Annotated in this window: 22 protein-coding genes; 15 read left to right on the top strand and 7 right to left on the bottom strand. The window is 61.3% G+C overall.

Features of this window, described 5'->3' with window-relative positions:
- Nucleotides 1–37: 37 nt before the first annotated feature.
- Nucleotides 38–403: a thioredoxin family protein gene (locus CHU94_RS12080; RefSeq protein WP_094480169.1), complete on the top strand. Its 366-nt coding sequence runs from the start codon at nucleotides 38–40 to the stop codon at nucleotides 401–403.
- Here CHU94_RS12080 and CHU94_RS12075 read toward each other — a convergent pair.
- Together CHU94_RS12075 and alaS are read right to left on the bottom strand one after the other, a co-directional pair.
- Nucleotides 382–927 (bottom strand): TlpA disulfide reductase family protein, encoded by a 546-nt coding sequence (locus CHU94_RS12075; protein WP_094480167.1) that lies wholly within the window; start codon nucleotides 925–927, stop codon nucleotides 382–384. The two genes, CHU94_RS12080 and CHU94_RS12075, sit on opposite strands and share 22 nt — an antisense overlap.
- Nucleotides 928–1,003: 76 nt before the next feature.
- Nucleotides 1,004–3,655: an alanine--tRNA ligase gene (gene alaS, locus CHU94_RS12070; RefSeq protein WP_094480165.1), complete on the bottom strand. Its 2,652-nt coding sequence runs from the start codon at nucleotides 3,653–3,655 to the stop codon at nucleotides 1,004–1,006.
- A gap of 133 nt (nucleotides 3,656–3,788) precedes the next feature.
- Here alaS and CHU94_RS12065 point away from each other — a divergent pair, with 133 nt between their 5' ends.
- From CHU94_RS12065 to CHU94_RS12040, 6 genes are read left to right on the top strand one after another with little or no spacing between them, the layout of a single operon-like run.
- On the top strand, nucleotides 3,789–4,538 hold the full coding sequence (locus CHU94_RS12065) for a GntR family transcriptional regulator (RefSeq protein ID WP_255033932.1): 750 nt from the start codon (nucleotides 3,789–3,791) through the stop codon (nucleotides 4,536–4,538).
- Entirely contained in the window at nucleotides 4,502–5,449 is a 948-nt protein-coding gene (locus CHU94_RS12060; RefSeq protein ID WP_094480161.1) for a dihydrodipicolinate synthase family protein, read from the top strand. Before CHU94_RS12065 ends, CHU94_RS12060 begins: the two co-directional genes overlap by 37 nt.
- 33 nt (nucleotides 5,450–5,482) lie before the next feature.
- A complete protein-coding gene (locus tag CHU94_RS12055; RefSeq protein WP_094480159.1) occupies nucleotides 5,483–6,484 on the top strand; it encodes a sialic acid TRAP transporter substrate-binding protein SiaP in 1,002 nt (333 codons plus the stop codon).
- Nucleotides 6,485–6,496: 12 nt separating this feature from the next.
- Nucleotides 6,497–6,976 carry a TRAP transporter small permease gene (locus CHU94_RS12050; protein ID WP_094480157.1) on the top strand — a complete coding sequence of 160 codons (480 nt, stop codon included), beginning with the start codon at nucleotides 6,497–6,499 and terminating at the stop codon, nucleotides 6,974–6,976.
- Nucleotides 6,973–8,271 carry a TRAP transporter large permease gene (locus tag CHU94_RS12045; protein WP_094480155.1) on the top strand — a complete coding sequence of 433 codons (1,299 nt, stop codon included), beginning with the start codon at nucleotides 6,973–6,975 and terminating at the stop codon, nucleotides 8,269–8,271. The genes CHU94_RS12050 and CHU94_RS12045 overlap by 4 nt, the downstream gene beginning before the upstream one ends.
- A gap of 7 nt (nucleotides 8,272–8,278) precedes the next feature.
- On the top strand, nucleotides 8,279–9,448 hold the full coding sequence (locus CHU94_RS12040; protein WP_094480153.1) for a fumarylacetoacetate hydrolase family protein: 1,170 nt from the start codon (nucleotides 8,279–8,281) through the stop codon (nucleotides 9,446–9,448).
- 53 nt (nucleotides 9,449–9,501) lie between these two features.
- On the opposite strand, the gene CHU94_RS12035 is transcribed toward CHU94_RS12040, so the two are convergent.
- Nucleotides 9,502–10,431: a LysR family transcriptional regulator gene (locus CHU94_RS12035; protein WP_094480151.1), complete on the bottom strand. Its 930-nt coding sequence runs from the start codon at nucleotides 10,429–10,431 to the stop codon at nucleotides 9,502–9,504.
- Between the two features lie 232 nt (nucleotides 10,432–10,663).
- On the opposite strand from CHU94_RS12035, the gene CHU94_RS12030 reads away from it, so the two are divergent.
- From CHU94_RS12030 to CHU94_RS12000, 7 genes are all read left to right on the top strand, one after another.
- Nucleotides 10,664–11,815: an ABC transporter substrate-binding protein gene (locus tag CHU94_RS12030; RefSeq protein ID WP_094480149.1), complete on the top strand. Its 1,152-nt coding sequence runs from the start codon at nucleotides 10,664–10,666 to the stop codon at nucleotides 11,813–11,815.
- 134 nt (nucleotides 11,816–11,949) lie between these two features.
- Entirely contained in the window at nucleotides 11,950–12,975 is a 1,026-nt protein-coding gene (locus tag CHU94_RS12025; RefSeq protein ID WP_094480147.1) for an ABC transporter ATP-binding protein, read from the top strand.
- Nucleotides 12,976–12,985: 10 nt separating this feature from the next.
- The gene (locus tag CHU94_RS12020) at nucleotides 12,986–13,888 is read left to right on the top strand and encodes an ABC transporter permease (protein WP_094480145.1); all 903 of its coding nucleotides are present in this window, start codon (nucleotides 12,986–12,988) and stop codon (nucleotides 13,886–13,888) included.
- Nucleotides 13,878–14,672 carry an ABC transporter permease gene (locus CHU94_RS12015; RefSeq protein WP_094480143.1) on the top strand — a complete coding sequence of 265 codons (795 nt, stop codon included), beginning with the start codon at nucleotides 13,878–13,880 and terminating at the stop codon, nucleotides 14,670–14,672. Before CHU94_RS12020 ends, CHU94_RS12015 begins: the two co-directional genes overlap by 11 nt.
- A 38-nt stretch (nucleotides 14,673–14,710) precedes the next feature.
- Entirely contained in the window at nucleotides 14,711–16,156 is a 1,446-nt protein-coding gene (locus tag CHU94_RS12010; RefSeq protein ID WP_094480141.1) for a gamma-aminobutyraldehyde dehydrogenase, read from the top strand.
- Between the two features lie 28 nt (nucleotides 16,157–16,184).
- Nucleotides 16,185–17,483, top strand: coding sequence for a 4-aminobutyrate--2-oxoglutarate transaminase (gene gabT / locus CHU94_RS12005; RefSeq protein WP_094480139.1), 1,299 nt, complete (start codon nucleotides 16,185–16,187; stop codon nucleotides 17,481–17,483).
- A 66-nt stretch (nucleotides 17,484–17,549) separates the two neighbouring features.
- Complete coding sequence (locus CHU94_RS12000; RefSeq protein ID WP_094480137.1) at nucleotides 17,550–19,019, top strand: NAD-dependent succinate-semialdehyde dehydrogenase; 1,470 nt, start codon at nucleotides 17,550–17,552, stop codon at nucleotides 19,017–19,019.
- 116 nt (nucleotides 19,020–19,135) lie between these two features.
- On the opposite strand, the gene CHU94_RS11995 is transcribed toward CHU94_RS12000, so the two are convergent.
- Genes CHU94_RS11995 through CHU94_RS11985 form a run of 3 tightly spaced genes read right to left on the bottom strand, consistent with a single transcriptional unit; the run spans nucleotide 19,136 to nucleotide 21,032 of the window.
- The gene (locus tag CHU94_RS11995; RefSeq protein WP_094480135.1) at nucleotides 19,136–19,627 is read right to left on the bottom strand and encodes a hypothetical protein; all 492 of its coding nucleotides are present in this window, start codon (nucleotides 19,625–19,627) and stop codon (nucleotides 19,136–19,138) included.
- A gap of 56 nt (nucleotides 19,628–19,683) precedes the next feature.
- Complete coding sequence (locus CHU94_RS11990) at nucleotides 19,684–20,322, bottom strand: CoA transferase subunit B (protein WP_094480133.1); 639 nt, start codon at nucleotides 20,320–20,322, stop codon at nucleotides 19,684–19,686.
- 2 nt (nucleotides 20,323–20,324) lie between these two features.
- The gene (locus CHU94_RS11985) at nucleotides 20,325–21,032 is read right to left on the bottom strand and encodes a CoA transferase subunit A (protein WP_094480131.1); all 708 of its coding nucleotides are present in this window, start codon (nucleotides 21,030–21,032) and stop codon (nucleotides 20,325–20,327) included.
- Nucleotides 21,033–21,113: 81 nt separating this feature from the next.
- On the opposite strand from CHU94_RS11985, the gene CHU94_RS11980 reads away from it, so the two are divergent.
- Nucleotides 21,114–21,671 carry a PAS and helix-turn-helix domain-containing protein gene (locus CHU94_RS11980; RefSeq protein WP_094480129.1) on the top strand — a complete coding sequence of 186 codons (558 nt, stop codon included), beginning with the start codon at nucleotides 21,114–21,116 and terminating at the stop codon, nucleotides 21,669–21,671.
- 3 nt (nucleotides 21,672–21,674) lie between these two features.
- Here CHU94_RS11980 and CHU94_RS11975 read toward each other — a convergent pair whose 3' ends face one another.
- The gene (locus CHU94_RS11975; protein ID WP_094480127.1) at nucleotides 21,675–22,307 is read right to left on the bottom strand and encodes a LysE/ArgO family amino acid transporter; all 633 of its coding nucleotides are present in this window, start codon (nucleotides 22,305–22,307) and stop codon (nucleotides 21,675–21,677) included.
- Between the last annotated feature and the right edge of the window lie 47 nt (nucleotides 22,308–22,354).

Genomic DNA, 22,354 nt, shown 5'->3' with positions numbered 1-22,354 from the left:
TTATATCGATATTGATTTGAGTCATTAGCCGACCACTATGTCCTACGCCCCGACCCTGCCCGAAACCGCATCCGCCCCGCTGCTGGTGGCCTGCCTGTGCGCCCAGTGGTGCGGCACCTGCACCGAGTACCAGCCCCTGTTTGCGCAGTTGCAGGCCGACTTTCCCAATGCTCGGTTTGAATGGGTGGACATTGAAGACCAGGCCGATCTGGTGGACCCCGTCGAGGTGGAAAACTTTCCGACCATCCTGATTGCGCAAGGTGAGCAGCCCCAGTTTTTTGGCACCGTGATGCCCCACCTCGAAACTCTGCGCCGGCTCATCCAGTCCAGCAGCGCGGCAGACGCCCGCCCTGTGCAGGCGCCAGAGGTGGTGGCCTTGGCTCAGCGCTTGCGCGCGCCCTGAGGCTGCAACAGGGGTCGCCAGAGGCGCTCGCCCTCGGGCCCGGCCCAGTCCAGCGCGCCACGCACGATGCCGCGCACCTGGCCTTCGGTGTCGATCAACACGGTGGACGGGTAAATGCGGATGCCCCAAGCCTTGGCAAGTTCGCCTTGCACGTCGCGCACCACGGGCAGCATCAAGCCCGTGGCTTGGACAAAGCGGGCGATCGCGTCAAACGATTCTTTGAGGTTGATCGCCAACACCACCATGCGCTGTGACTCCCGGGCAGCCAGGGTTTGCAGCGCGGGCATCTCGGCGCGGCAAGGCTCACACCAGCCAGCCCAGAAGTTGAGCAGCACCACACGGCCCCGCAGATCGGGCAAGCTCCAGTGCTGCCCCTCCAGATCCACCAAGTCGCCCACTGGCACCGCCTGCTTGGCGCCCCAAGGCTGCACGTCGTAGCCGGGGTTGGCTACAGCAGGGGCCATCACCGGCCCCATACTGGCGGCGCCCAGCAGGCCCAACACCTGCCGACGCTTCATTCGCATTTATGCATCAAATACGGCCCTAGCCCTCGTGGAATATGCGCGAGCAGCTTGTCTTTTTATAGCACTCTGTGCCGAATCACAACTTGGCGGTCACCCAGCCCTGCACGCTAGCCAGCGCGCCGGCCAGCTTGGCAGGCTCAGTACCACCCGCCATGGCCATGTCGGCCTTGCCACCGCCCTTGCCCCCCACCTGGCCCGCCACAAAGTTGGCGAGCTCTCCCGCCTTGACCTTGGCCGTGGTGTCGCTGGTCACGCCGGCTGCAATTTGCACCTTGTCGCCGTCCACCGCGCCCAGCACGATGACGGCGGTCTTCAGCTTGTCCTTGAGCTTGTCCATGGTGTCGCGCAGGGTCTTGGCATCGGCACCGTCCAGCTTGGCAGCCAGCACCTTCACGCCATTCACGTCGACAGCACTGCCGACCAATTCGTCGCCCTGGGCGGAGGCCAGCTTGCCCTTGAGGGCAGCCACTTCTTTTTCCAGGGCCTTCACCTGGTCCAGCACCTGACCCAGACGGCTACCCAACTCGGCCACAGGGGTCTTGAGCGTAGCGGCCGCGGTATCCACGGTGTCTTCCAGGTCTTGCAGGTAGGCCAACGCGTTGGCACCAGTCACGGCTTCCACGCGGCGCACGCCAGCAGCCACACCGCTCTCGCCCACCACCTTGAACAAACCAATGTCACCCGTGCGCTGCACGTGCGTGCCGCCGCAGAGTTCGCGACTCGACCCGATGTCGAGCACACGCACGGTTTCGCCGTACTTCTCGCCAAACAGCATCATCGCGCCGGTTTTCTGGGCCGATTCGATGTCCATCACGCGCGCCTGCGCAGCCGCGTTGGCCAGCACTTCGGCGTTGACGATGGCTTCAATCTGGCGAATCTGCGCGTCAGTCACGGGTGCGTTGTGCGCAAAGTCAAAGCGGGTGCGCTCGGCGTTCACCAAGCTGCCCTTTTGCTGCACATGCTCGCCCAGCACTTCGCGCAGGGCTTTGTGCATCAAGTGGGTGGCGCTGTGGTTGCGCACGGTGGCGGCGCGCTTGGCGGCGTCCACATGGGCGGTCACGCTGTCGCCCACCTTGAGGCTGCCGGTCTTGAGCGTACCGTGGTGGCCAAACACATCGGCCTTGATCTTCTGGGTGTCGCCCACTTCAAACAGGCCGGCATCCGAGAACACTGCGCCCTCATCGCCCACCTGGCCGCCGCTCTCGGCGTAGAACGGGGTGGTGTCCAACACCAGCACGCCGTCTTGACCGGCCTTCAGCTCGCTAACCGGCGTGCCGTCTGCGTAGAGCGCTACGATTTTTGCAGCTTGGGTCAGGTGCTCGTAGCCCACGAAGGTGTTGCCAACGCCGCTGTACTCCAGCGCCTTGTCCATCTTGAACTTGCCGGCGGCACGGCCCTTGGCCTTTTGCTGCTCCATGGCGGCCTTGAAGCCGGCTTCGTCCACTTCGACACCGTTTTCACGGCACACGTCGGCCGAGAGGTCGAGCGGGAAGCCGTAGGTGTCGTGCAGCTTGAAGGCCACTTCACCGGGCAGCACTTTCACGCCGCCAGCCAAAGCTTCGTCCAGGATCTGCATGCCGGTGGCCAAGGTTTCAAAGAAGCGCTCTTCTTCGACGCGCAGCACTTCGGTGATGCGGGCCTCTTGCGATGCCATGTGCGGATAGGCGGCGCCCATCACCTGCACCAGGTCTTTCACCAGCTTGTGGAAGAAAGGCGTCTTCTGGCCAAGCTTGTAGCCGTGGCGGATGGCGCGGCGCACGATGCGGCGCTGCACGTAGCCGCGGCCTTCGTTGCTGGGGATCACACCGTCGCTCACCAGGAACGCAGTGGCGCGGATGTGGTCGGCAATCACGCGCAGGCTCTTGTTGCCCAGATCGGTGCACCCAGTTTCGCGGGCGGCGGCCTTGATCAGCGTGTCGAACAGGTCGATCTCGTAGTTGCTGTGCACGTGCTGCAAGATGGCCGCCAGGCGCTCCAGGCCCATGCCGGTGTCCACACAGGGCGCGGGCAGCTTGGTGACCGAGCCGTCCGCCGCCATGTCGAACTGCATGAACACGTTGTTCCAGATTTCGATGAAGCGGTCGCCGTCTTCTTCGGGGCTGCCGGGAGGGCCACCAGGGATGTGGGCGCCGTGGTCGTAGAAGATTTCCGAGCAGGGGCCACAGGGGCCGGTGTCAGCCATCATCCAGAAGTTGTCGCTCTTGTAGCGGCCACCCTTGTTGTCGCCAATGCGGATGATGCGCCCCTCTTGCTTGACGCGCTCGGGGGTCCAGCCTGATTTGACGAAGATGTCTTCCCAGATGGCGTAGGCCTCATCGTCTTCCTGGTAGACCGTGGCATACAACTTGTCGGCGGGCAGCTTGTATACGGTGGTCAACAGCTCCCACGCCCAGTTCAGGCTTTCCTTCTTGAAGTAGTCGCCAAAACTCCAATTGCCCAGCATCTCGAAGAAGGTGTGGTGGCGCGCGGTATAGCCCACGTTCTCCAGATCGTTGTGCTTGCCGCCCGCACGCAGGCAGGCTTGAACGGACGCGGCGCGCACATAGGAGCGCTTGTCGGTGCCCAGAAACACGTCCTTGAACTGCACCATGCCCGAGTTGGTGAACATCAGCGTTGGGTCGTTGCCCGGTACCAGCGGGCTGCTAGCCACCACGGTATGGCCCTTGGAGGCAAAGAAGTCAAGGAAGGATTTGCGAATGTCGGCAACACTCATTACGGGCTGGGTCATGTCTGGGTTTCTTCGCGCGTGGAGGTCAATAGAGCCTTCTATTATCGCCGCCCCGGAAGGCCGCCCCGTTCAGCACCCTGAAGCCTCGTTATGCGGGTAAACACCATGCAGTCCGCCATGAAATTTAACTAACATGTCAGTCATGATACAGGCTGTAGCCAATGCCCCCGACGACACCACCAGCCAGCGCGCGCGGGCTTACCAAGGTTTCACGCAGCAGATCTTTACTGGCGGCATCCGAGCTGGGCAATTCATCTCGCAGCGCGAGCTGATGGCTTTGCTGGACATGCCACTGGGCGCTGTGCGCGAGATGATTCCGCGCCTGGAAGCGGCAGGGCTGGTGAAAACCGTGCCCCAACGCGGCCTGCAGGTGGCGCATGTGGACCTCAAACTGATCCGCAATGCATTCCAGGTGCGCTCGATGATCGAGCGCGAGGCGGTGCTGAACTTTGTGCGCGGCGCCAGCGACACAGAGCTGTCCGCCATCGAGACCAGCCACCGCGACATCCTGCAGCGCGCCGAAGCCACCGATGCCGTGAACGACGCCGCGCTACTGGACGATGCCCAGGCCGTGGACTGGGGCTTGCACGACCGCATGGTCGATGCGCTGGGCAACGACATCATTTCCGAGCAGTACCGCGTCAACAGCCTGCGCGTGCGCCTGATCAAGCTGGAGCACAGCGTAATCACGCCCAGCCGCCTGATCCCGGCGATGCAGGAGCACCTGCGTTTTATTGAAGCCCTGCGCCAGCGCAACGCCGCACTGGCTGTGGAGCTGCTCGAAGATCACATCAGCAGTGCCCGCAGCCGCGTGATGAATGCACCGCTGGAGCAAGTGCTCAACGAATGGAACACCCCCCACACCACCAGGAGAAACGTTTGAACCCCGACATCCACGGCCTCTGGCCTGCCCTGCTTTTGCCCCTGACCGCCCAAGGCGCACTAGACACCCCACGCGCCATTGCCCATGCCCGACGCATGCTGGCCGCGGGCTGCGATGGCGTCACCCTGTTTGGCACCACGGGCGAAGGCCCGGCTTTCACAATGGCGGAGCGCAAGGGCCTGCTTGAATCCATGCTGGGTGCGGGCATCCGCGCCGACCAGATCATCGTCACGACCACCGCGCTGGCGCTGGGTGAAGCGATCGACCTGGGCCAGCACGCCAGCCGCCTAGGCGTACACCGCCAAATGTTGATGCCACCCTTCTTCTTTAACCAACCGCGCGACGCGGGCATCATTGAAGCCGTGTCGCAGGTGGTGCGTGGCATTGGGGACGATGGCCTCAAACTCTTGCTCTACCATTTCCCCGCAATGAGCACCTTTGGCTTCTCCCACGCTGCCATTGCCGAGCTGGTGCGCCGACACCCCGGCCAGGTGGTGGGCGTGAAAGACAGCAGTGGTGACCGCGCGCACTCCTTGGCTCTGGCACGTGCCTTTCCGCAACTGGCCATTCTGGTCGGTGCAGAGCCCGATGTGGCACCCGTGATGTGTGAAGGCGGCTCCGGCTCCATCAACGGGCTGGCCAATATTGCCCCACGTCTGATGAAGCGCGTGATGGGCGCACCGGATACAGTGGCCCCCGCCGATGCACAACTGATTTTGGACTTGCTCAAGCTGCTCTCCATCAAGCCCGGCATGCCCTTTGTGGGTGTGTACAAGGCCATGCTGGCAGAACAGACCGGCGATGATGCATGGTTGACCATGCGCGCGCCACTGAGCCCCTTGGATAACACCGAGCTGGAAACCGTGCGCAGCGGTTATCGTGCCATCGGTAGCGCTTTGAGCCACCTGTGAGTTGATATTGCAATAACTAAAGGAGACACAACCATGACCACTTCCCACCTGAACCGCCGCGCCCTCCTGGGTGCCGCTGCCGCCCTGGGCGCCAGTGCCCTGCCCGCCATGGCGCAAACCAAAACGGTATTGCGCATTTCCACCCCCGCCGTGCCGGACGACTGGCACGCCAAGATGTGGACAGTGTTCAAGGAGCAACTGGAAAAAACAGCGCCCGGCGAATTCGATGTCCAGATCAACTTGAACGCCACCCTGTTCAAACAGGGCACCGAGCCCGCAGCCATGGCACGTGGCAACCTGGAACTCTCCAGCATCTCGGCGTTTGACATCGCCAAGCTGGTGCCCGAGTTCTCCATCTTCACAGCCGGCTACGTGGTGCGCGACCCTGACCAGCAACAGAAGATCTTCAACGGCCCCATCGGTGCCGAGCTCTTCAAGCTGGTGTCCGAAAAAATGGATGTCACACCGCTGGCAACCGTCTATCTGGGCACCCGCCAGGTCAATATGCGCGAAGCCAAGCCCGTCAAGACACCGGCGGACCTCAAAGGCGTGAAGCTGCGCATGCCTGGCTCCAAAGAGTGGCTGTTTTTGGGCGAAGCCCTGGGTGCCACAGCCACTCCACTGGCTTTCGGCGAGGTCTACATGGGCCTGAAAACCGGCACCATCGATGGCCAGGACAACCCGTTGCCTTCGGTGCGCGCCGCCAAGTTCTACGAAGTGACCAAACAACTGGTGCTGACCAGCCATTTGGTGGACGGCATTTTTATTGCCATCTCCAACAAGAGCTTCAACGCACTCACCGCAGCGCAAAAGCAGAAAGTGACTGCAGCTGCACAAGCCGCTGCTGCCTACAACAACGAAAACCGCATCAAGGAAGAAGGCCAGCTGGTGGAATTCTTCAAGAAAGAAGGCCTGCAGGTCATCACCCCCGATGTGAACGCCTTCCGCAGCACAGTGCAGACGGCCTACCAGAACTCGGAGTACGCCAAGGTCTGGCCCAAGGGTCTGTTGGACCGCATCAACGCGACGAAGTAAGACGCTCCCAGCATGCTGCGTCGACTGCAACAGGCCGCCAACCTTTTGGGCGGCGGCCTTTTTCTGATCCTGTTCGTTGTCTTCATCATCCAGATCGTGGCGCGCTTTGGCTTCCACAAGCCGCTGCCCTGGACCGATGAAGCGGCAGTGATTCTGTACGTATGGGTAATTTTGTGGGCCGCTGCTGCGGTGGTACCGGAGCGCGAACACGTGATGTTTGACTTGGTGTGGAACAGTGTGAATACCCGCACCCGCCTGGTCATGCGCATTGTGGGCAACCTGATGCTGGGAGGGCTGGCACTGGTCGCTATTCCCGCCAGTTGGGATTACGTGCGCTTCATGGCTCGCGAAGGCTCGCCCGTACTGGGCCTGCCATTTATGTGGATTTTCTTGCCGTTTGTACTGCTCTTGATCGCTCTGGTCATTCGCAGTGCCTGGGCCATCTGGAACGCCGTGCGTGGCATAGGCCTGGAAGCGGAACTACGACTATGACTTCTGGAATCTGGACTCTCGTTGCCGTGATGGCGGCGGGCTTGCTGCTGCGCTTGCCGATCGGTTTTTCGATGCTGGCGTCTGGCGTGGCCTATCTCCTGGTCAAGGGCCAGGATTTGGGATTGGTGGCGGAGCAGGTGGGCAATGGCCTCTACAACAGTTATGTGCTGCTGGCCGTGCCACTGTTTGTGTTTGCCGCCAACATCATGAACGCTGGCACCGTGAGTGAACGTATATTTGACTTCTGCCGGATTCTGGTGGGCCGCATGCGCGGCGGCTTGGCACAGGTGGATATTCTGGTGAGCGTGATCTTCTCCGGCATGAGTGGCAGCGCGATTGCAGACGCAGCAGGCCCCGGTCTGGTGACGATCCGGCAAATGCTGAAGAAGCCCGAATACACGCGTGGCTTTGCGGGTGCCGTAGTGGTTGCCAGCGCTACGCTGGGCCCCATCATCCCACCCAGCATACCCATGGTGATTTATGCATTGGTGTCTGGAGCGTCGGTGGGTGCACTGTTTCTGGGTGGCGTGGTGCCGGGCCTGTTGATGGCCGGACTGATGATGTTTGTCGTGCACATCATTGCCGTCAAACGCAATATGCCGCGCGACGAACCCGTGCCTCGCTCGGAGTGGGCGGGCCTGATCTTCCGCGGGGCCCTGCCTCTGTCCATGCCCATCGTTTTGCTCGGTGGCATTTACTCGGGCGCATTCACCCCCACTGAAGCAGCCGCCGTTGCAGCTTTGCACGCTTTGATCCTGTCGACGGTTTTCTTCCGGGCGCTCACCTGGCGCAGCTTCTGGGGTGTGGTGCTGGAGTCCACCCGTGGCAGCGCAGTCATCACCATCATTCTCGCCGGCTCCTTCATGCTCAATTACGCATTCACCGCCGAAGGTGTGCCGCAAAGCATGGCGATGTGGGTGGACAGCATGGACCTCACCAAGATCCAGTTTCTTCTGCTGGTGAATGTCATGTTCCTGGTACTAGGCTGCTTCCTGGATGTGTCGGTGCTGTTGCTGGTCTTTGTTCCCATGCTGTTGCCCGCCGCGAAGCTGCTGGGTGTGGATCTGGTGCACTTTGGCGTGCTGGTGGTGCTCAACATGATGATTGGCCTGATCCACCCACCTTTCGGCATGCTGCTGTTTGTGACCAAGGCGCTCACCGGCATTCCGATTGGCGAGATGTTGAAGGAAGGCTGGCCCTTCCTGGTCATGCTGCTGTGTTTGCTGCTGGCCATCACCTGCTTCCCCCAAATCGTGCTCTGGCTGCCCCAGACCATGGGCTATGTCACCGGATAAACCCACTATGCAACTCACCCCCGACAACACCCTTCCGATTGACGGCACCCACGGTGCGCTGGTAGGCCGCATCTGGCGCCCTGATGTGCAAGGTCCCAGCGTGGTGGCGGTACGTGATGGCATGGTGGTGGACATCAGTACCAGCTACCCCACGGTACGCGATCTGTGCGAATCACCGGACCCCGCTGCGGCCCTGCGTACGGCAAACGGAGAACCCATCTGCAGCGTACAGGCCTTGTTGGCCAATAGCAATGCCGCGAAGCAGCAGCCCACTCAGCCTTGGCTGCTGGCACCCTGCGACCTGCAATCCATCAAAGCGGCAGGCGTGACCTTTGCCACCTCCATGCTCGAGCGTGTGATTGAAGAAAAAGCGCGTGGCAACCCGGCTGCGGCTGCTGCCATCCGCACTGAAATTCAGGCGCTGATCGGCGACGACCTCTCCAAACTCACGCCTGGCTCTGAACAGGCCATGGCACTGAAACAAGTACTGATTGCACAAGGCGTGTGGAGCCAGTACCTGGAGGTGGGCATTGGCCCGGATGCTGAAATATTCACCAAAGCCCCCGTGCTGGCAGCCGTTGGCTGCGGTGCCGATGCGGGCCTGCACCCGGCGTCCCACTGGAACAACCCCGAACCTGAAGTGGTGTTGGCCATCAATTCACGCGGCCAGGTCGTGGGTGCCACGCTGGGCAATGACGTGAACCTGCGGGATGTGGAAGGCCGCTCGGCCCTTTTGCTTGGCAAGGCCAAGGACAACAACGCATCAGCAGCCATTGGCCCTTTTATTCGCCTGTTCGACGCGAGCTTCAGCATCGACGATGTGCGCCAGGCTGAGCTGAACCTGCGCGTAGAGGGTGAGGATGGTTTTGTGATGGACGGGTATTCGTCCATGGCACGTATCAGCCGCGACCCGCTGGCCTTGGCGAGCCAACTGATGGGGCCGCACCACCAGTACCCGGACGGCGCCATGTTGTTCCTGGGCACGTTGTTCGCACCGGTGCAAGACCGCGATGCGCCTGGCAGTGGCTTCACCCACAAGCTGGGCGATCTGGTAACCATCACCAGTGCCAAGCTGGGCACGCTGCGCAACCGCATGCAGCATACGGACCATTGCCCACCTTGGACCTTTGGGGCTTCACACCTAATGCGCAACTTGGCGAAGCGTGGATTGCTCTGAATTTTTAAGGGGTGCTGGACGTTTAAAAAACAGGGCAGCCCCAAGAAAACGAGTTACCGCAAATGCCCCCCTGTCGCTGGCAAATGTCCGTCCAGCGTAGGTCGCACCGCCGTCAAGAAATTACTCAAGGACTCCGGCAACATTGCCCCCTTGCGCCATGCCAGCCCCACATCCAGCGGTGGCAAGGGCTGTACCAAGGGGCGGGCCTCGATGCGATCGCCTTCCAGTGACCAGGGGCGGTACAGCATGTCGGGCAGCACCGAACAGCCAGCGCCGGTGGCCACCAAGCTGCGCACAGCCTCGACGGACGAGGTGCGAATCAGCACATTAGGGTCAGACCCACCGGCATTCCACAGTGCGGTGGTGGCGTCCCCCAGTTCGTCCACCTGCAGCAGGATCAGCGACTGCTGGGCCAGCTCAGCAGCCTGAATCCGCTCTTCCCCAGCCAGCCGGTGGTTCACGGGGCACCATACCCGCCAGCCGGACCGCAAAATGGTCTCGGTTTCCAATGCGCGGTAGTTCTGCAACTGCGATACCACAATGAGCGCGACATCCAGTTCGCCGCTGACCAACAAATGCTCGAGGTAATCGCGCCGGTCTTCGGTGATCTGCACCTGGATGCGCGGAAACACACGGCGAAACCGGTCCAGCAGGAACGGCAGGTAGTAGCCCACCATGAGGCTGGTCACTCCGATGTTGAGGCTGCCGGTGACGGTATGGGGGCGTGAGGCCAAGGCATCGCGCGCATTGCGCATGGCCACCTCAATCTGGTGGGCGTGGCGCAGAAACTGGTGGCCCGCATGGGTGAGCGACATGCCGCGCGCCCGCCGCTCGAACAGCAAGGTTCCCAAGTCCGCCTCGATCTGGGCGATGGCAGCCGAAACCACCGACTGGGAGACCCCCAACTCCTGGATGGCGGCTGAAATGGAGCCCGATTCGGCTACTGCAATGAAATACCGAATGCTCTTGAATGACGTACTCATTTCGCTATTTCTTCATTTCAGGCACCTTTTTGGCCCATTTAGAGGGTAAACCCGCAGATGCACCGCTTTAGAGCCTAGGGTTAACCATTAAATAAACGTAGTTTGGTGCGAGGTTTCTGTTTTACCGATGGATTGTATTGCTTAGGCGATATGGTTCAAGTCCGGGGCAAAACCTAAGATGCCTTTCAGGCCCGCACTTGCGCGCCCCAACATCCAACGTCAGGAGTTCTACATGTCCCCAACCCGCGCACTTCTTACCGGTTTGCTGGCCGTGGCCACTGCCACCGCCAGCCTCGCAGCTCCCCCCAAGGCCCTTGGCAAGGGGGAGGGACAGCTCAATATCATTGCCTGGGCCGGCTACATCGAGCGCGGGGAAACCGTCAAGGAGTACGACTGGACCACCAGCTTCGAAAAGTCCTCGGGTTGCAAGGTCAACGTGAAGACCGCAGCCACCTCCGACGAAATGGTTTCGCTGATGAAAGCCGGAGGTTACGACCTGGTCACCGCCTCCGGAGATGCCAGCGGACGGCTGATTGCCTCCAAGCTGGTGCAGGAAGTCAACATTGGTCTGGTGCCCAGCTACAAAACCATCGACAGTCGCCTGCAAAACGCGCCCTGGCACACGATCGACGGGAAACACTACGGCGTGCCCTACCAGTCCGGCCCCAACGTATTGATGTACAACACCGACGTCTTCAAGAAAGCCCCCGATTCATGGGCCGTGGTGTTTGAAGAGCAAAACCTGCCCGACGGCAAGTCCAACAAGGGCCGTGTGCAGGCCTATGACGGCGCCATCTATATGGCCGATGCCGCGCTGTACCTGATGGCCAAGAAGCCCGAACTCGGCATCAAGGACCCCTACGAACTCAACGAAAAACAATATGCCGCCGTACTGGAACTGCTGCGCGCCCAGAAAAAGCTGACCCATCGCTACTGGCACGACGCCACCGTGCAAATGAACGACTTCAAGAATGAAGGTGTCGTCGCGTCAGGCTCCTGGGGCTTCATGGTGAACTCGCTCAAGGGCGAAAAGAAACCCATTGCGTCTGTGGTCCCCAAGGAAGGGGCAACCGGCTGGGCCGACACCACCATGCTGCACGTGAATGCCAAAAATGTGAACTGCGCTTACCAGTGGATGGAGCACCAGCTCAGCGACAAACTGCAGGCCCCCTTGGCCGAATGGTTTGGAACCGTGCCGGTCACGCCCGCTGCCTGCAAGGCCAAAGCCCCCGGTGGCAGCGACTTCTGCAAAGTCAACGGCTTTGACGACCTGAACAAGATCAAGTTCTGGAAGACCCCACAGGCCAAGTGCACCACCCAAGGCACGTGCGTCCCGTACGCAAAATGGGCGATGGACTACATCGCCATCATGGGTGGCCGCTAAATAGAGCCCCCACGCTCCGCCGCTGCGCGGGTCGCTGCCCCCCCCCAAGGGGGTGCGTTTCAGCTTGGGGCGGCCCGGCGCTGAAACCAGCCCCCAGACGACGGCAGAGAAATTGTCTTCAACATAAGGTGTGTATGCCAGTTGCAATCGAGTTCAAGGACATCTCCCGGCATTACGGTGAGGTCAAGGCGCTGGACGGCGTCAGCTTTACCGTCCAGGAGGGTGAGTTCTTCTCCATGCTGGGGCCATCAGGCTCCGGCAAGACGACCTCCCTGCGCCTGATGGCAGGCTTTGAACAACCGAGCAGTGGCAGCCTGACCCTGATGGGCCAGGAGGCTGCTGGCACACCGCCTTATGAGCGCGACGTCAACACCGTCTTCCAGGACTACGCGTTGTTTCCGCACATGAATGTGCTGGACAACGTGGCCTACGGGCTGATGGTGCGCAAGGTGCCGTTGGCCGAACGCCAGGCCCGGGCCCGCGAAGCCCTGGCCATGGTCGCCCTACCCGACCATGCGCAGCGCACACCGGCCCAACTGTCCGGCGGCCAGCGCCAGCGCGTGGCATTGGCCCGTGCCCTGGTCAACCGCCCCCGCATCCTGCTGCTCGATGAACCCCTGGGCGCGCTGGACATGAAGCTGCGCGAACAGATGCAGGTGGAGCTCAAGGTCTTGCACCGCAAGCTGGGCATTACCTTTGTCTATGTCACACACGACCAGGGCGAGGCCCTGTCCATGTCCGACCGCATTGCGGTCTTCAACCGGGGCAAGATCGAGCAAATCGCCAGCCCGCGAGAGCTTTACCACCAGCCCCGCACGCGTTTTGTGGCCGACTTCGTGGGCAGCGCCAACGTGATTGATACGCCGCTGGCACAGACCATCACCGGCGCCGCGCAGGCCTTCGCCGTGCGCCAGGAAAACATCTCCATCCACCCGATGGGCACAGCCCCAGTGCCGGGCCGCTGGCAAGTGGACGGCGAAGTGTTGGCCATCCAGTTCCTGGGTGCCAGCCAGCGCCTGGAAGTCCAAGTCGGTGGGCAGGTTATCACCGCCCAGCAGGCCGAGAACGAGGCCGCCTCGGCCCTGGCTGCCCACACCCAGCCAGGCCAACGTGTGGCGCTGAGCTGGTCGCAGCAGCACATGGTGATGCTGGACGCCTGAGATCCCTGCCATGCGCACCCTCTCCAACTTGTTTTACCAGCGGCGCACCCTCACGCTGCTGCTTATCCTCACACCGCCCTTGCTCTGGTTTGGCGTGGTTTACGTGGGCTCGCTGCTCACATTGCTGAGCCAGAGCCTGTTTGTGTTTGACGACATGAGCATGTCCGTCGTGACCGAGTTCACCACTGACAACTTTGCCAACTTGCTGGTACCCGCCAACCTGGACATCGTGCTACGCACGCTGGGCATGGCCATCGCCGTCACGTTGGGTACGGTGCTGATTGGCTTTCCCATGGCCTATTACATGGCGCACCATGCCAGCCCGGCCGAGAAAGGCTTTTTTTATGTAGGCGTCATGCTTCCCATGTGGGCGAGCTACATCGTCAAGGCCTACGCGTGGACCGTGCTGCTGGCCCAGGGCGGCGTGATTTACTGGATAGTGAACGCACTGGGATTACAAACCGTCCTGCAAAGTGTGCTGGCCATTCCGGTGATTGGTGGCGACACCCTGGCCACCTCCAACATTGGGCGTTTCCTGGTGTTCACCTACATCTGGCTGCCCTTCATGGTCCTACCCATCCAGGCCGCCATCGAGCGGGTACCCGCCAACCTGCTGCTGGCCTCCGGGGACCTGGGCGCTCGCCCTTGGCAGACCTTCCGCAACGTGCTGTGGCCGTTGGCCTTTCCGGGCGTGGTGGCTGGCTCCATCTTCACCTTTTCACTCACGCTGGGCGACTACATCATTCCCCAGTTGGTGGGGCCCTCGGGACTGTACATAGGCAGCATGGTCTACACCATGCAGGGCACGATTGGCAACATCCCCATGGCCGCGGCCTTCACCTGCGTCCCGATTGTGCTGATCACCATTTACCTCTCGATCGCACGCAGACTGGGAGCCTTCAATGCACTCTAAACGTTGGCTGCGCCTGGCCGCCTATGCAGGCTTGGCTTTTCTGCACCTGCCTTTGCTGTTCATCGCGCTGTACGCCTTCAACAATGCGGACAGCAACTACAGCTTCCCCATGGAGGGGCTCACGCTGCGCTGGTTCGCCCGCACGCTGGAACGCACAGACATCCACGAAGCGATTTACCTGTCCCTGTCGGTAGCGGCCATGGCCACGGTGATCGCCATGGTGCTGGGCACGTTGACGGCCGCAGCCCTCAACCGCGACCGCTTTTTTGGCAAGGACGCCTTCACCACCATGCTCATCATGCCCATTGCGCTGCCTGGCATCGTGACCGGCATAGCGTTGCTGGCCGCCTTCAAGATGCTGGAGGTCAACCCGGGCTTCTGGACCATTGTGGTGGGCCACGCCACCTTCTGCGTGGTCATCGTGCACAACAACGTGGTGGCGCGCCTGCGCCGTCTGCCCAACCGCCTGTGGGAGGCGTCCATGGACCTGGGCGCGGACACACTCACCACGCTGCGCTACATCATCCTGCCGCAGCTGGGCACGGCGCTGCTGGCCGGTGGCATCTTGGCGTTTGCCTTGTCGGTGGACGAACTCATCGTCACCACTTTCACCGCAGGCGCCGACAAAACCCTGCCCATCTGGCTCATGGGCCAGCTGGGCCGGCCACGCGAATCCGCCATCACCAACGTGGTGGCGCTGGCCATCATGGTCATCACCATGCCCCTGATCCTTCTGGCTTGGCGCCTCACCCGCGATGGTGATGCCAGCCCCAATACCCGCTAACTGCCCTCTCTTTCTCCCCCACCCTTTTGGAGCACTCCATGGCTGCAACCCGTTTCCCCACCCAACTCCTGATCAATGGCCAGCGCGTCACTGGCGAAGGCCGTGCCGAAGCCGTTCTGAACCCATCCACCGGCGAGCTTCTGTGCGAAGTGCGGGAAGCCAGTGCCGAACAGTTGCGCCTGGCTGTGGATGCCGCCCACGCCGCCTTTCCAGCCTGGGCTGCGCTGACCCCGCGCGACCGGGGCGCCTACTTGCTCAAGATTGCCGATGCCATTGAAGCGAATGGCGATGAATTCGCCATGTTGGAGTCGCTGAATTGCGGCAAGCCTCTGGCTGCGGCGCGCAACGACGAGATCCCTGCGATTGCTGACGTTTACCGCTTTTTTGCCGGGGCCATCCGCAACATGTCGGGCGCACTGGCTGGCGAATACCTGCCCGGCCACACCAGCATGATCCGGCGCGACCCGCTGGGCGTGGTGGCCTCCATCGCCCCCTGGAACTACCCGCTCATGATGGCGGCCTGGAAATTGGGACCGGCCATCGCCATGGGCAACACGGTGGTGCTCAAACCATCAGAAAACACCCCACTGACCACCCTGCGCATGGGCGAGCTGCTGGCCGACCTGTTGCCGCCGGGCGTTGTCAACATTGTTTGTGGCCGTGGTGACACCGTGGGCGCACCTCTGATCCGCGACCCACGCATCCGCATGGCCTCGCTGACCGGCGATGTATCCACGGGCAGCAAGATCATGGAGTCGGCTGCACGCGGCATCAAGCGCACCCACCTGGAGCTGGGCGGCAAGGCCCCGGTCATCGTGCTGGATGATGCCGACTTGGGGCAAGTGGTGGACGGTCTGCGCACTTTTGGCTACTACAACGCAGGCCAAGACTGCACCGCCGCCTGCCGCGTCTATGCCACCGAAGGCATCTACGAGAAGCTGGTGGCCGACCTCAGCAGCGCGGTCTCCACCATCAAGACCGGCACCCAGCAGGAGCCCGGTGTGGAGATGGGCCCACTGATCTCGGCGCGCCAGCGTGATCGCGTGGCCAGCTTTGTGGACCGTGCGGCCCAACTTCCGCATGTGGAAATCACCGCTGGAGGAAGCACCCTGGGCAACAAGGGCTTTTTCTACAAGCCCACGGTGGTAGCCGGCGCGCTCCAGGACGACGAGATTGTGCGCAGCGAGGTGTTTGGCCCGGTGGTGTCCATCACCCGCGTGAAGGACGCCGAACAGGCCGTGGCCTGGGCCAATGATTCGGACTATGGCCTCTCTAGCTCGGTGTGGACCCGCGATGTGGGCCGCGCCATGAACATCGCATCACGCTTGCAGTACGGCTGCACCTGGGTCAACACCCATTTCATGCTGGTATCGGAAATGCCGCACGGCGGCATGAAGCATTCGGGCTACGGCAAAGACATGTCGGTCTACGCACTGGAAGACTACAGCTGCGCACGCCATATCATGGTGAAACACAACGCCTGATTCACCCCTTTTTTGTGAGCACGTTTTTATGAGCAATACCACCCAAGCCACCAACGCCGCCCTCATGGCCCGCCGCCGCGCGGCCATTCCCCGCGGTGTGGGCCAAAGCCACGAAGTCTTCATCACCAAGGGCGAGAACGCCGAGGTCTGGGACGTAGAGGGCCGCCGCTACATCGACTTTGCCGGCGGCATTGCGGTACTCAACACCGGGCACCGCCACCCGGAGATCATTGCCGCAGTCAAAGACCAGCTGGACCACTACACCCATACCTGCTTCCAGGTGCTGGCCTACGAGCCCTATGTGGAGCTGGCCGAGCGCATCAATGCGTTGGCACCCGGCAACTTTGACAAGAAAACCTTCTTCTTGAGTTCCGGCGCCGAGGCGGTGGAAAACGCCATCAAGATCGCCCGTGCCCACACCAAACGCTCTGGCGTCATCGCCTTCACCAGCGGTTACCACGGCCGCACCATGATGACACTGGGCTTGACTGGCAAGGTGGTGCCCTACAAAGTGGGTTTTGGCCCCTTCCCCGGCGAGATCTTCCATGCCCAGTTCCCCAATGCCCTGCATGGCGTGAGCGTGGACGATGCGCTGGCCTCGGTTGAGACAATCTTCAAGAACGACATCGAAGCCAACCGGGTGGCAGCCATCATCGTGGAGCCGGTGCAGGGCGAAGGCGGATTCAACGTGGCGCCGTTTGACTTTCTGCAGCGCCTGCGCGCGCTGTGCGACCAGCACGGCATCCTGTTGATCGCCGACGAGATCCAGACCGGCGCGGGCCGCACCGGCACCTGGTTTGCGATCGAACAAAGCGGCGTGGCGCCAGACCTGATCACCATGGCCAAGTCGATGGCGGGGGGCTTTCCCATCTCTGCAGTCGTGGGCCGCGCCGAGGTCATGGACGCGCCGGCACCCGGCGGCCTGGGTGGCACCTACGCGGGTAGCCCGCTCGGCTGTGCGGCCGCGCTGGCGGTACTGGAGATTTTTGAGAAAGAAAAGCTGCTGCAGCGCAGCCAGGCCCTGGGACAACGCCTCACCCGACGCCTGCAGACGCTGGCCGCCAAGCACTCCGTGATCGCCGACGTGCGCGGCCTTGGCGCCATGGTCGCGCTGGAGCTGTGCAAGAACGGCGATGCGCACCAACCCGATGCGGATCTGACCAAACGCCTCTGTGCCGAGGCCACCAAGCAGGGGCTGATCCTTCTGTCCTGTGGCACCTATGGCAATGTGGTTCGCATTCTGGTACCGCTAACCGCCAGCGACGCCATCGTGGACGAAGGCTTGGACATGCTGGAAGCCGCCTTGGCGACTGCGCTGCAGGCCTGAAACCAGAGGCGGAAGTAACATAGCTCTTCTGCCCTTTTGTCTATTGCTTTGACCACCGAGAGCCCCATGACCAGCCCCCTTGCCCAGCTCAAAGACCCGACCCTCCTCAAGACCGATGCCCTGGTGAACGGCCAGTGGATAGCCGGCACGTCACGCTTCGCGGTAATTGATCCGTCCAATGGCCAGCACTTGGCCGACGTGGCCAACCTCGGCCCCAAAGAGACCGAAGCCGCTATTGCCGCCGCCAACGCCGCCTGGCCCGCCTGGAAAAGCAAGACCGCCAAAGAACGCAGCATCATCCTGCGCAAGTGGTTTGATCTGCTGATGGCCAACCAGGAAGACCTGGCCCGCATCATGACTGCCGAGCAGGGCAAACCCTTTGCCGAAGCCAAGGGCGAGATTGCCTATGGCGCGAGCTTTGTGGAATGGTTCGCCGAAGAAGCCAAGCGCGTCAACGGCGAGACACTGCCCCAGTTCGACAACAACCGCCGCCTGATGGTCATCAAGCAGCCCATCGGCGTGTGCGCAGCCATCACGCCGTGGAACTTCCCGCTGGCCATGATCACCCGCAAGGTGGCGCCTGCGCTGGCCGCAGGTTGCCCGGTCATCATCAAGCCCGCTGAGCTGACGCCCCTGACCGCCCTGGCTGCCGCCGAGTTGGCCATTCGCGCCGGCATTCCAGCCGGTGTGCTCAACATGATCACCGCAGACAGCGAGCAGTCGATTGCCGTGGGCAAGGTCATTTGCGCGAGCGATGTGGTGCGCCACCTGAGCTTTACCGGCTCCACCGAAGTCGGCCGTATCCTGATGGCGCAAAGCGCTCCCACCGTCAAAAAACTCTCCCTGGAGTTGGGTGGTAATGCGCCCTTCATCGTGTTCGACGATGCCGATGTGGACTCCGCCGTGGAAGGTGCCATCGCCAGCAAGTACCGCAACGCCGGCCAGACCTGCGTGTGCGCCAACCGCTTCTATGTACAGGCCGGCGTGTACGACCAGTTCGTCGCCAAGTTCAGTGCCAAAGTGAAAGCCATGAAGGTGGGCAATGGCTTTGAAGACGGCGTGGTGCAAGGCCCGTTGATTGAAGATGCCGCCGTGGAGAAGGTGAAGCGCCACGTGGCGGACGCCGTGGCCAAGGGCGGCAAGGTGGAAACCGGCGGTAACGCGCTGCAAGGCCAGTTCTTTGAGCCCACCGTGGTGTCCGGTGCCACCGCCAACATGCTCTGCGCCCGCGAAGAAACCTTTGGCCCCTTTGCCCCAGTGTTTAAGTTCAGCACCGAACAGGAAGCCATTGACGCCGCCAACGCCACCGAATTCGGCCTAGCCAGCTACTTCTATAGCCGCGACATCGGCCGCATCTACCGCGTGGGCGAGGCCTTGGAGTACGGCATGGTGGGTGTGAACGTGGGCATTTTGGCCACAGAACACGTGCCTTTCGGTGGCGTCAAACAGTCCGGCCTGGGCCGCGAAGGCTCGCACTTCGGCATGGACGACTATGTGGAGGTGAAATACCTCTGCCTGGGCGACATCCTGAAATAAGCGAAATTTGCGCCAAATAGACACCTAGCCCTTGTAGATACTGCGCGGAAAGCTACTAAATTGATAGCAAAAAGAAACGGGGCCAAGGCCCCGTTTTCTGTTGAAACACAAGCCGTTCAGCTTAGCTCAGGCCCATTGGGCGTTGCTGCTGCACGGCTGCCACGGCTGGCACCGTTGTTCACCGACCAGGGAATGTTGGCCGGCTTGTCCAAGGGAGCCACTTTGGCCAACAGAGCCTGCCAGAAAAAGCCGCTTTGGATAGCAATCACGGCAAACAACATATAACTTTGCGAGCTGGAGGCCAGCCAGAGGTTGTAGGTCGGCATGAAGACAAAGGGGGAAACCAGCAGTGGCAACACGATGCGCAAGACCTGCATGGACTCGATGCCCTTGCCCATGTTGAACAGATCCCAGTAGTAGTTGGTGAACATGCCCAACACCATCCAGCACACCAGATGCCATGCGTACACGATGGCATGGTTACGAACCAGAAGAGTGACCCAAGGCTGCGAGCCCTCATCCGCATTGACGATCAGAACCATGAAGGTCCCCGTGGTGAGGAACACCACGAAGTAGATGAACATCAGGAATTTGAGCGCTCTGGACATGTTTTCCCCGGGGTTAGAAATTTGGCAAAAGTATCTTACCCCGGGACTACGCCGCTTCAGAGCAGGGGAACCCCTGTTTTCTCTTGCAATTCCTCACGGCTGACGCCCGGCGCCAGCTCTACCACCTTCAGGCCCTCGGGTGTCACGTCCATCACCGCCAGATCGGTGATGATGCGGTCCACCACGCCCACGCCGGTAAGCGGCAGGGTGCACTGGGGCAGGATTTTCAGATCGGTGGTGCCGTCCTTTTTCTTGGCGACATGCTCCATGAGTACGATCACGCGCTTGACGCCGGCCACCAGGTCCATGGCCCCGCCCATGCCTTTGACCATCTTGCCGGGAATCATCCAGTTGGCCAAATCACCCTTCTCACTCACTTGCATGGCGCCCAGGATGGACAGGTTGATCTTGCCGCCGCGGATCATGGCAAAACTCTCGTGGCTGCCAAAAATGCTGCTGCCCTTGATGGTGGTCACGGTCTGCTTGCCGGCATTGATCAGATCGGCATCCACCTCGTCCTCGGTGGGAAAAGGGCCGATACCCAGCATGCCGTTCTCGGACTGCAGCCACACCTCCTTGTCGGCCGGCACATGGTTGGCCACCAAGGTGGGAATACCAATGCCCAGGTTCACATAAAAGCCGTCTTCCAGCTCTTGCGCCGCGCGTGCGGCCATTTGATCTTGACTCCAGCTCATGATCAGACTCCTGCTTTCTCGGTGATGGTGCGTTTTTCGATGCGTTTTTCAGGCCTTGCGTTCAGCACAATGCGGTGCACGTAAATGCCGGGCAGGTGCACCTCGTCTGGCGCCATCGCCCCGGTTTCCACGATTTCTTCCACCTCCACCACGCAGATCTTGCCGGCCATCGCTGCGGCAGGATTGAAGTTGCGCGCCGTAAAGCGGAACTGCAGATTGCCAGACTTGTCAGCCCGGTGCGCCTTGACCAGCGCCACGTCTGGCACCAGGGCCCGTTCCATCACATAGGTCTCGCCATCAAACTCGCGCAACTCTTTGCCTTCGGCCACGATGGTGCCCACACCGGTCTTGGTGAAGAAAGCAGGGATGCCGGCACCGCCAGCACGCAGCTTCTCAGCCAAGGTGCCTTGGGGCGTGAACTCCAGCTCCAACTCACCCGCCAGGTACTGGCGTTCGAACTCCTTGTTCTCGCCCACATAGCTCGAAATCATCTTCTTTATCTGACGTGTCTCCAGCAGCTTGCCCAAACCAAAACCATCCACCCCTGCGTTATTGGAAATGGCGGTCAGATTCTTAACACCACTGTCTTTGAGCGCCTCGATCAGCGCCTCAGGAATTCCGCACAAGCCAAAGCCGCCCACAGCCAGCAATTGGCCGTCCTTCACTATGCCTTCAAGTGCCTTGGCTGCACTGGGGTAAATTTTGTTCACAGCAGGGTCTCCATAAAAAGAAGCGATAGCCGCTACGATACTACGTATGACCCTACGTAGTTCTTCGTAAAGCCCAACCCTATGGACATTGACTACCGCCTGGCGTTCGACATGGCCCCTGTCGGCCTGGCGCTCTCACGCAACCGCGCCATCGTGGACTGCAACCAGCGCCTGTGTGAAATGTTCGGTGCCGATCGGAGCCAGCTCATTGGCCAGTCCTTCCAAGTGCTCTACCCCAGCGCAGACGAGTACGAGCGCACCGGGGCACGCATCAGCCCCATCCTCAACCGCAGTGGCACCTATGCCGATGACCGCATCATGAAACGTCTGGACGGCCGCTTCAAGGGCGAAACATTCTGGTGCCATGTGACCGGGCGTGCGCTCAACCGCGAGGCGCCGCACGAAGCCGGCATTTGGAGCTTTGAAGACCTGAGCGCACGCCGCCCCGTGAAGGCCGAGCTGACACCGCGTGAACGCGAGGTCGCTGCCCATCTCATGCAGGGCTTGACCTCCAAACACATCGGCAAAACGCTGGAGATCAGCCATCGCACCGTGGAGATCTACCGCGCCCGGCTGATGCGCAAGTACAAGGCGTCGACCACGGCCGACCTGGTCCACAAACTCATGGCCGGCGGCTGAATTTCACAGGTGCAGGCTGCGCGCCACCAAGCCGGCGGCAATGCTCCACATCATGCCCGCCACCAGGAGGTCCAGCAGACGCCATGCCATGGGCTTGGCAAACAGGGGCCTGAGCATGCGTGCACCAAAGCCCAGCACCACAAACCACAACACGCTCCCGCCCCCTGCACCCAGCAAAAAGGCCCCTTGCGTTCCCAAGGGCTGCTGTGCTCCCACTGCCCCCACCAGCACCACCGTGTCCAGGTAGACATGGGGGTTGAGCAAGCTCAGGGACAAGGTCTGCGCCACCATGCGCCCCACTGGTACTGCGCCGCCACCAGCGTTAGCCTGCAGGGTTCCAGGTCGCACCGCACGACGCAAAGCTTGCGCACCGTAAACAACCAATACCAATGCCCCGAGCAACCCCAAGGCATCCAGTACCTGCGGGTACTGCACCAAAGAGGCCGCCAGGCCGCTGACGCCCACTGCCATCAAGGCGACGTCCAGAAGAGCACACACAGCCACCACAGCGGCCACATGTTCACGTCGAAGTCCCTGACGCAACACATGCATGTTTTGCGCTCCAATGGCCATGATGAGAGACAAACTGAGCGTGAGGCCCGTCAGGAAAACAGAGGAACTGAAAGAAGAAAACATTGGGAAAGTATCCACCTCCGAGCGTGCATTTGCTAGTGAAAGCTGCT

Source organism: Rhodoferax sp. TH121 (genome assembly GCF_002251855.1).
In the GTDB taxonomy this organism is placed as follows: Bacteria; Pseudomonadota; Gammaproteobacteria; order Burkholderiales; family Burkholderiaceae_C; genus Allorhodoferax.
Note: the sequence above shows the minus strand (reverse complement) of the source record. Positions and strands in the feature narration are given on the sequence as shown.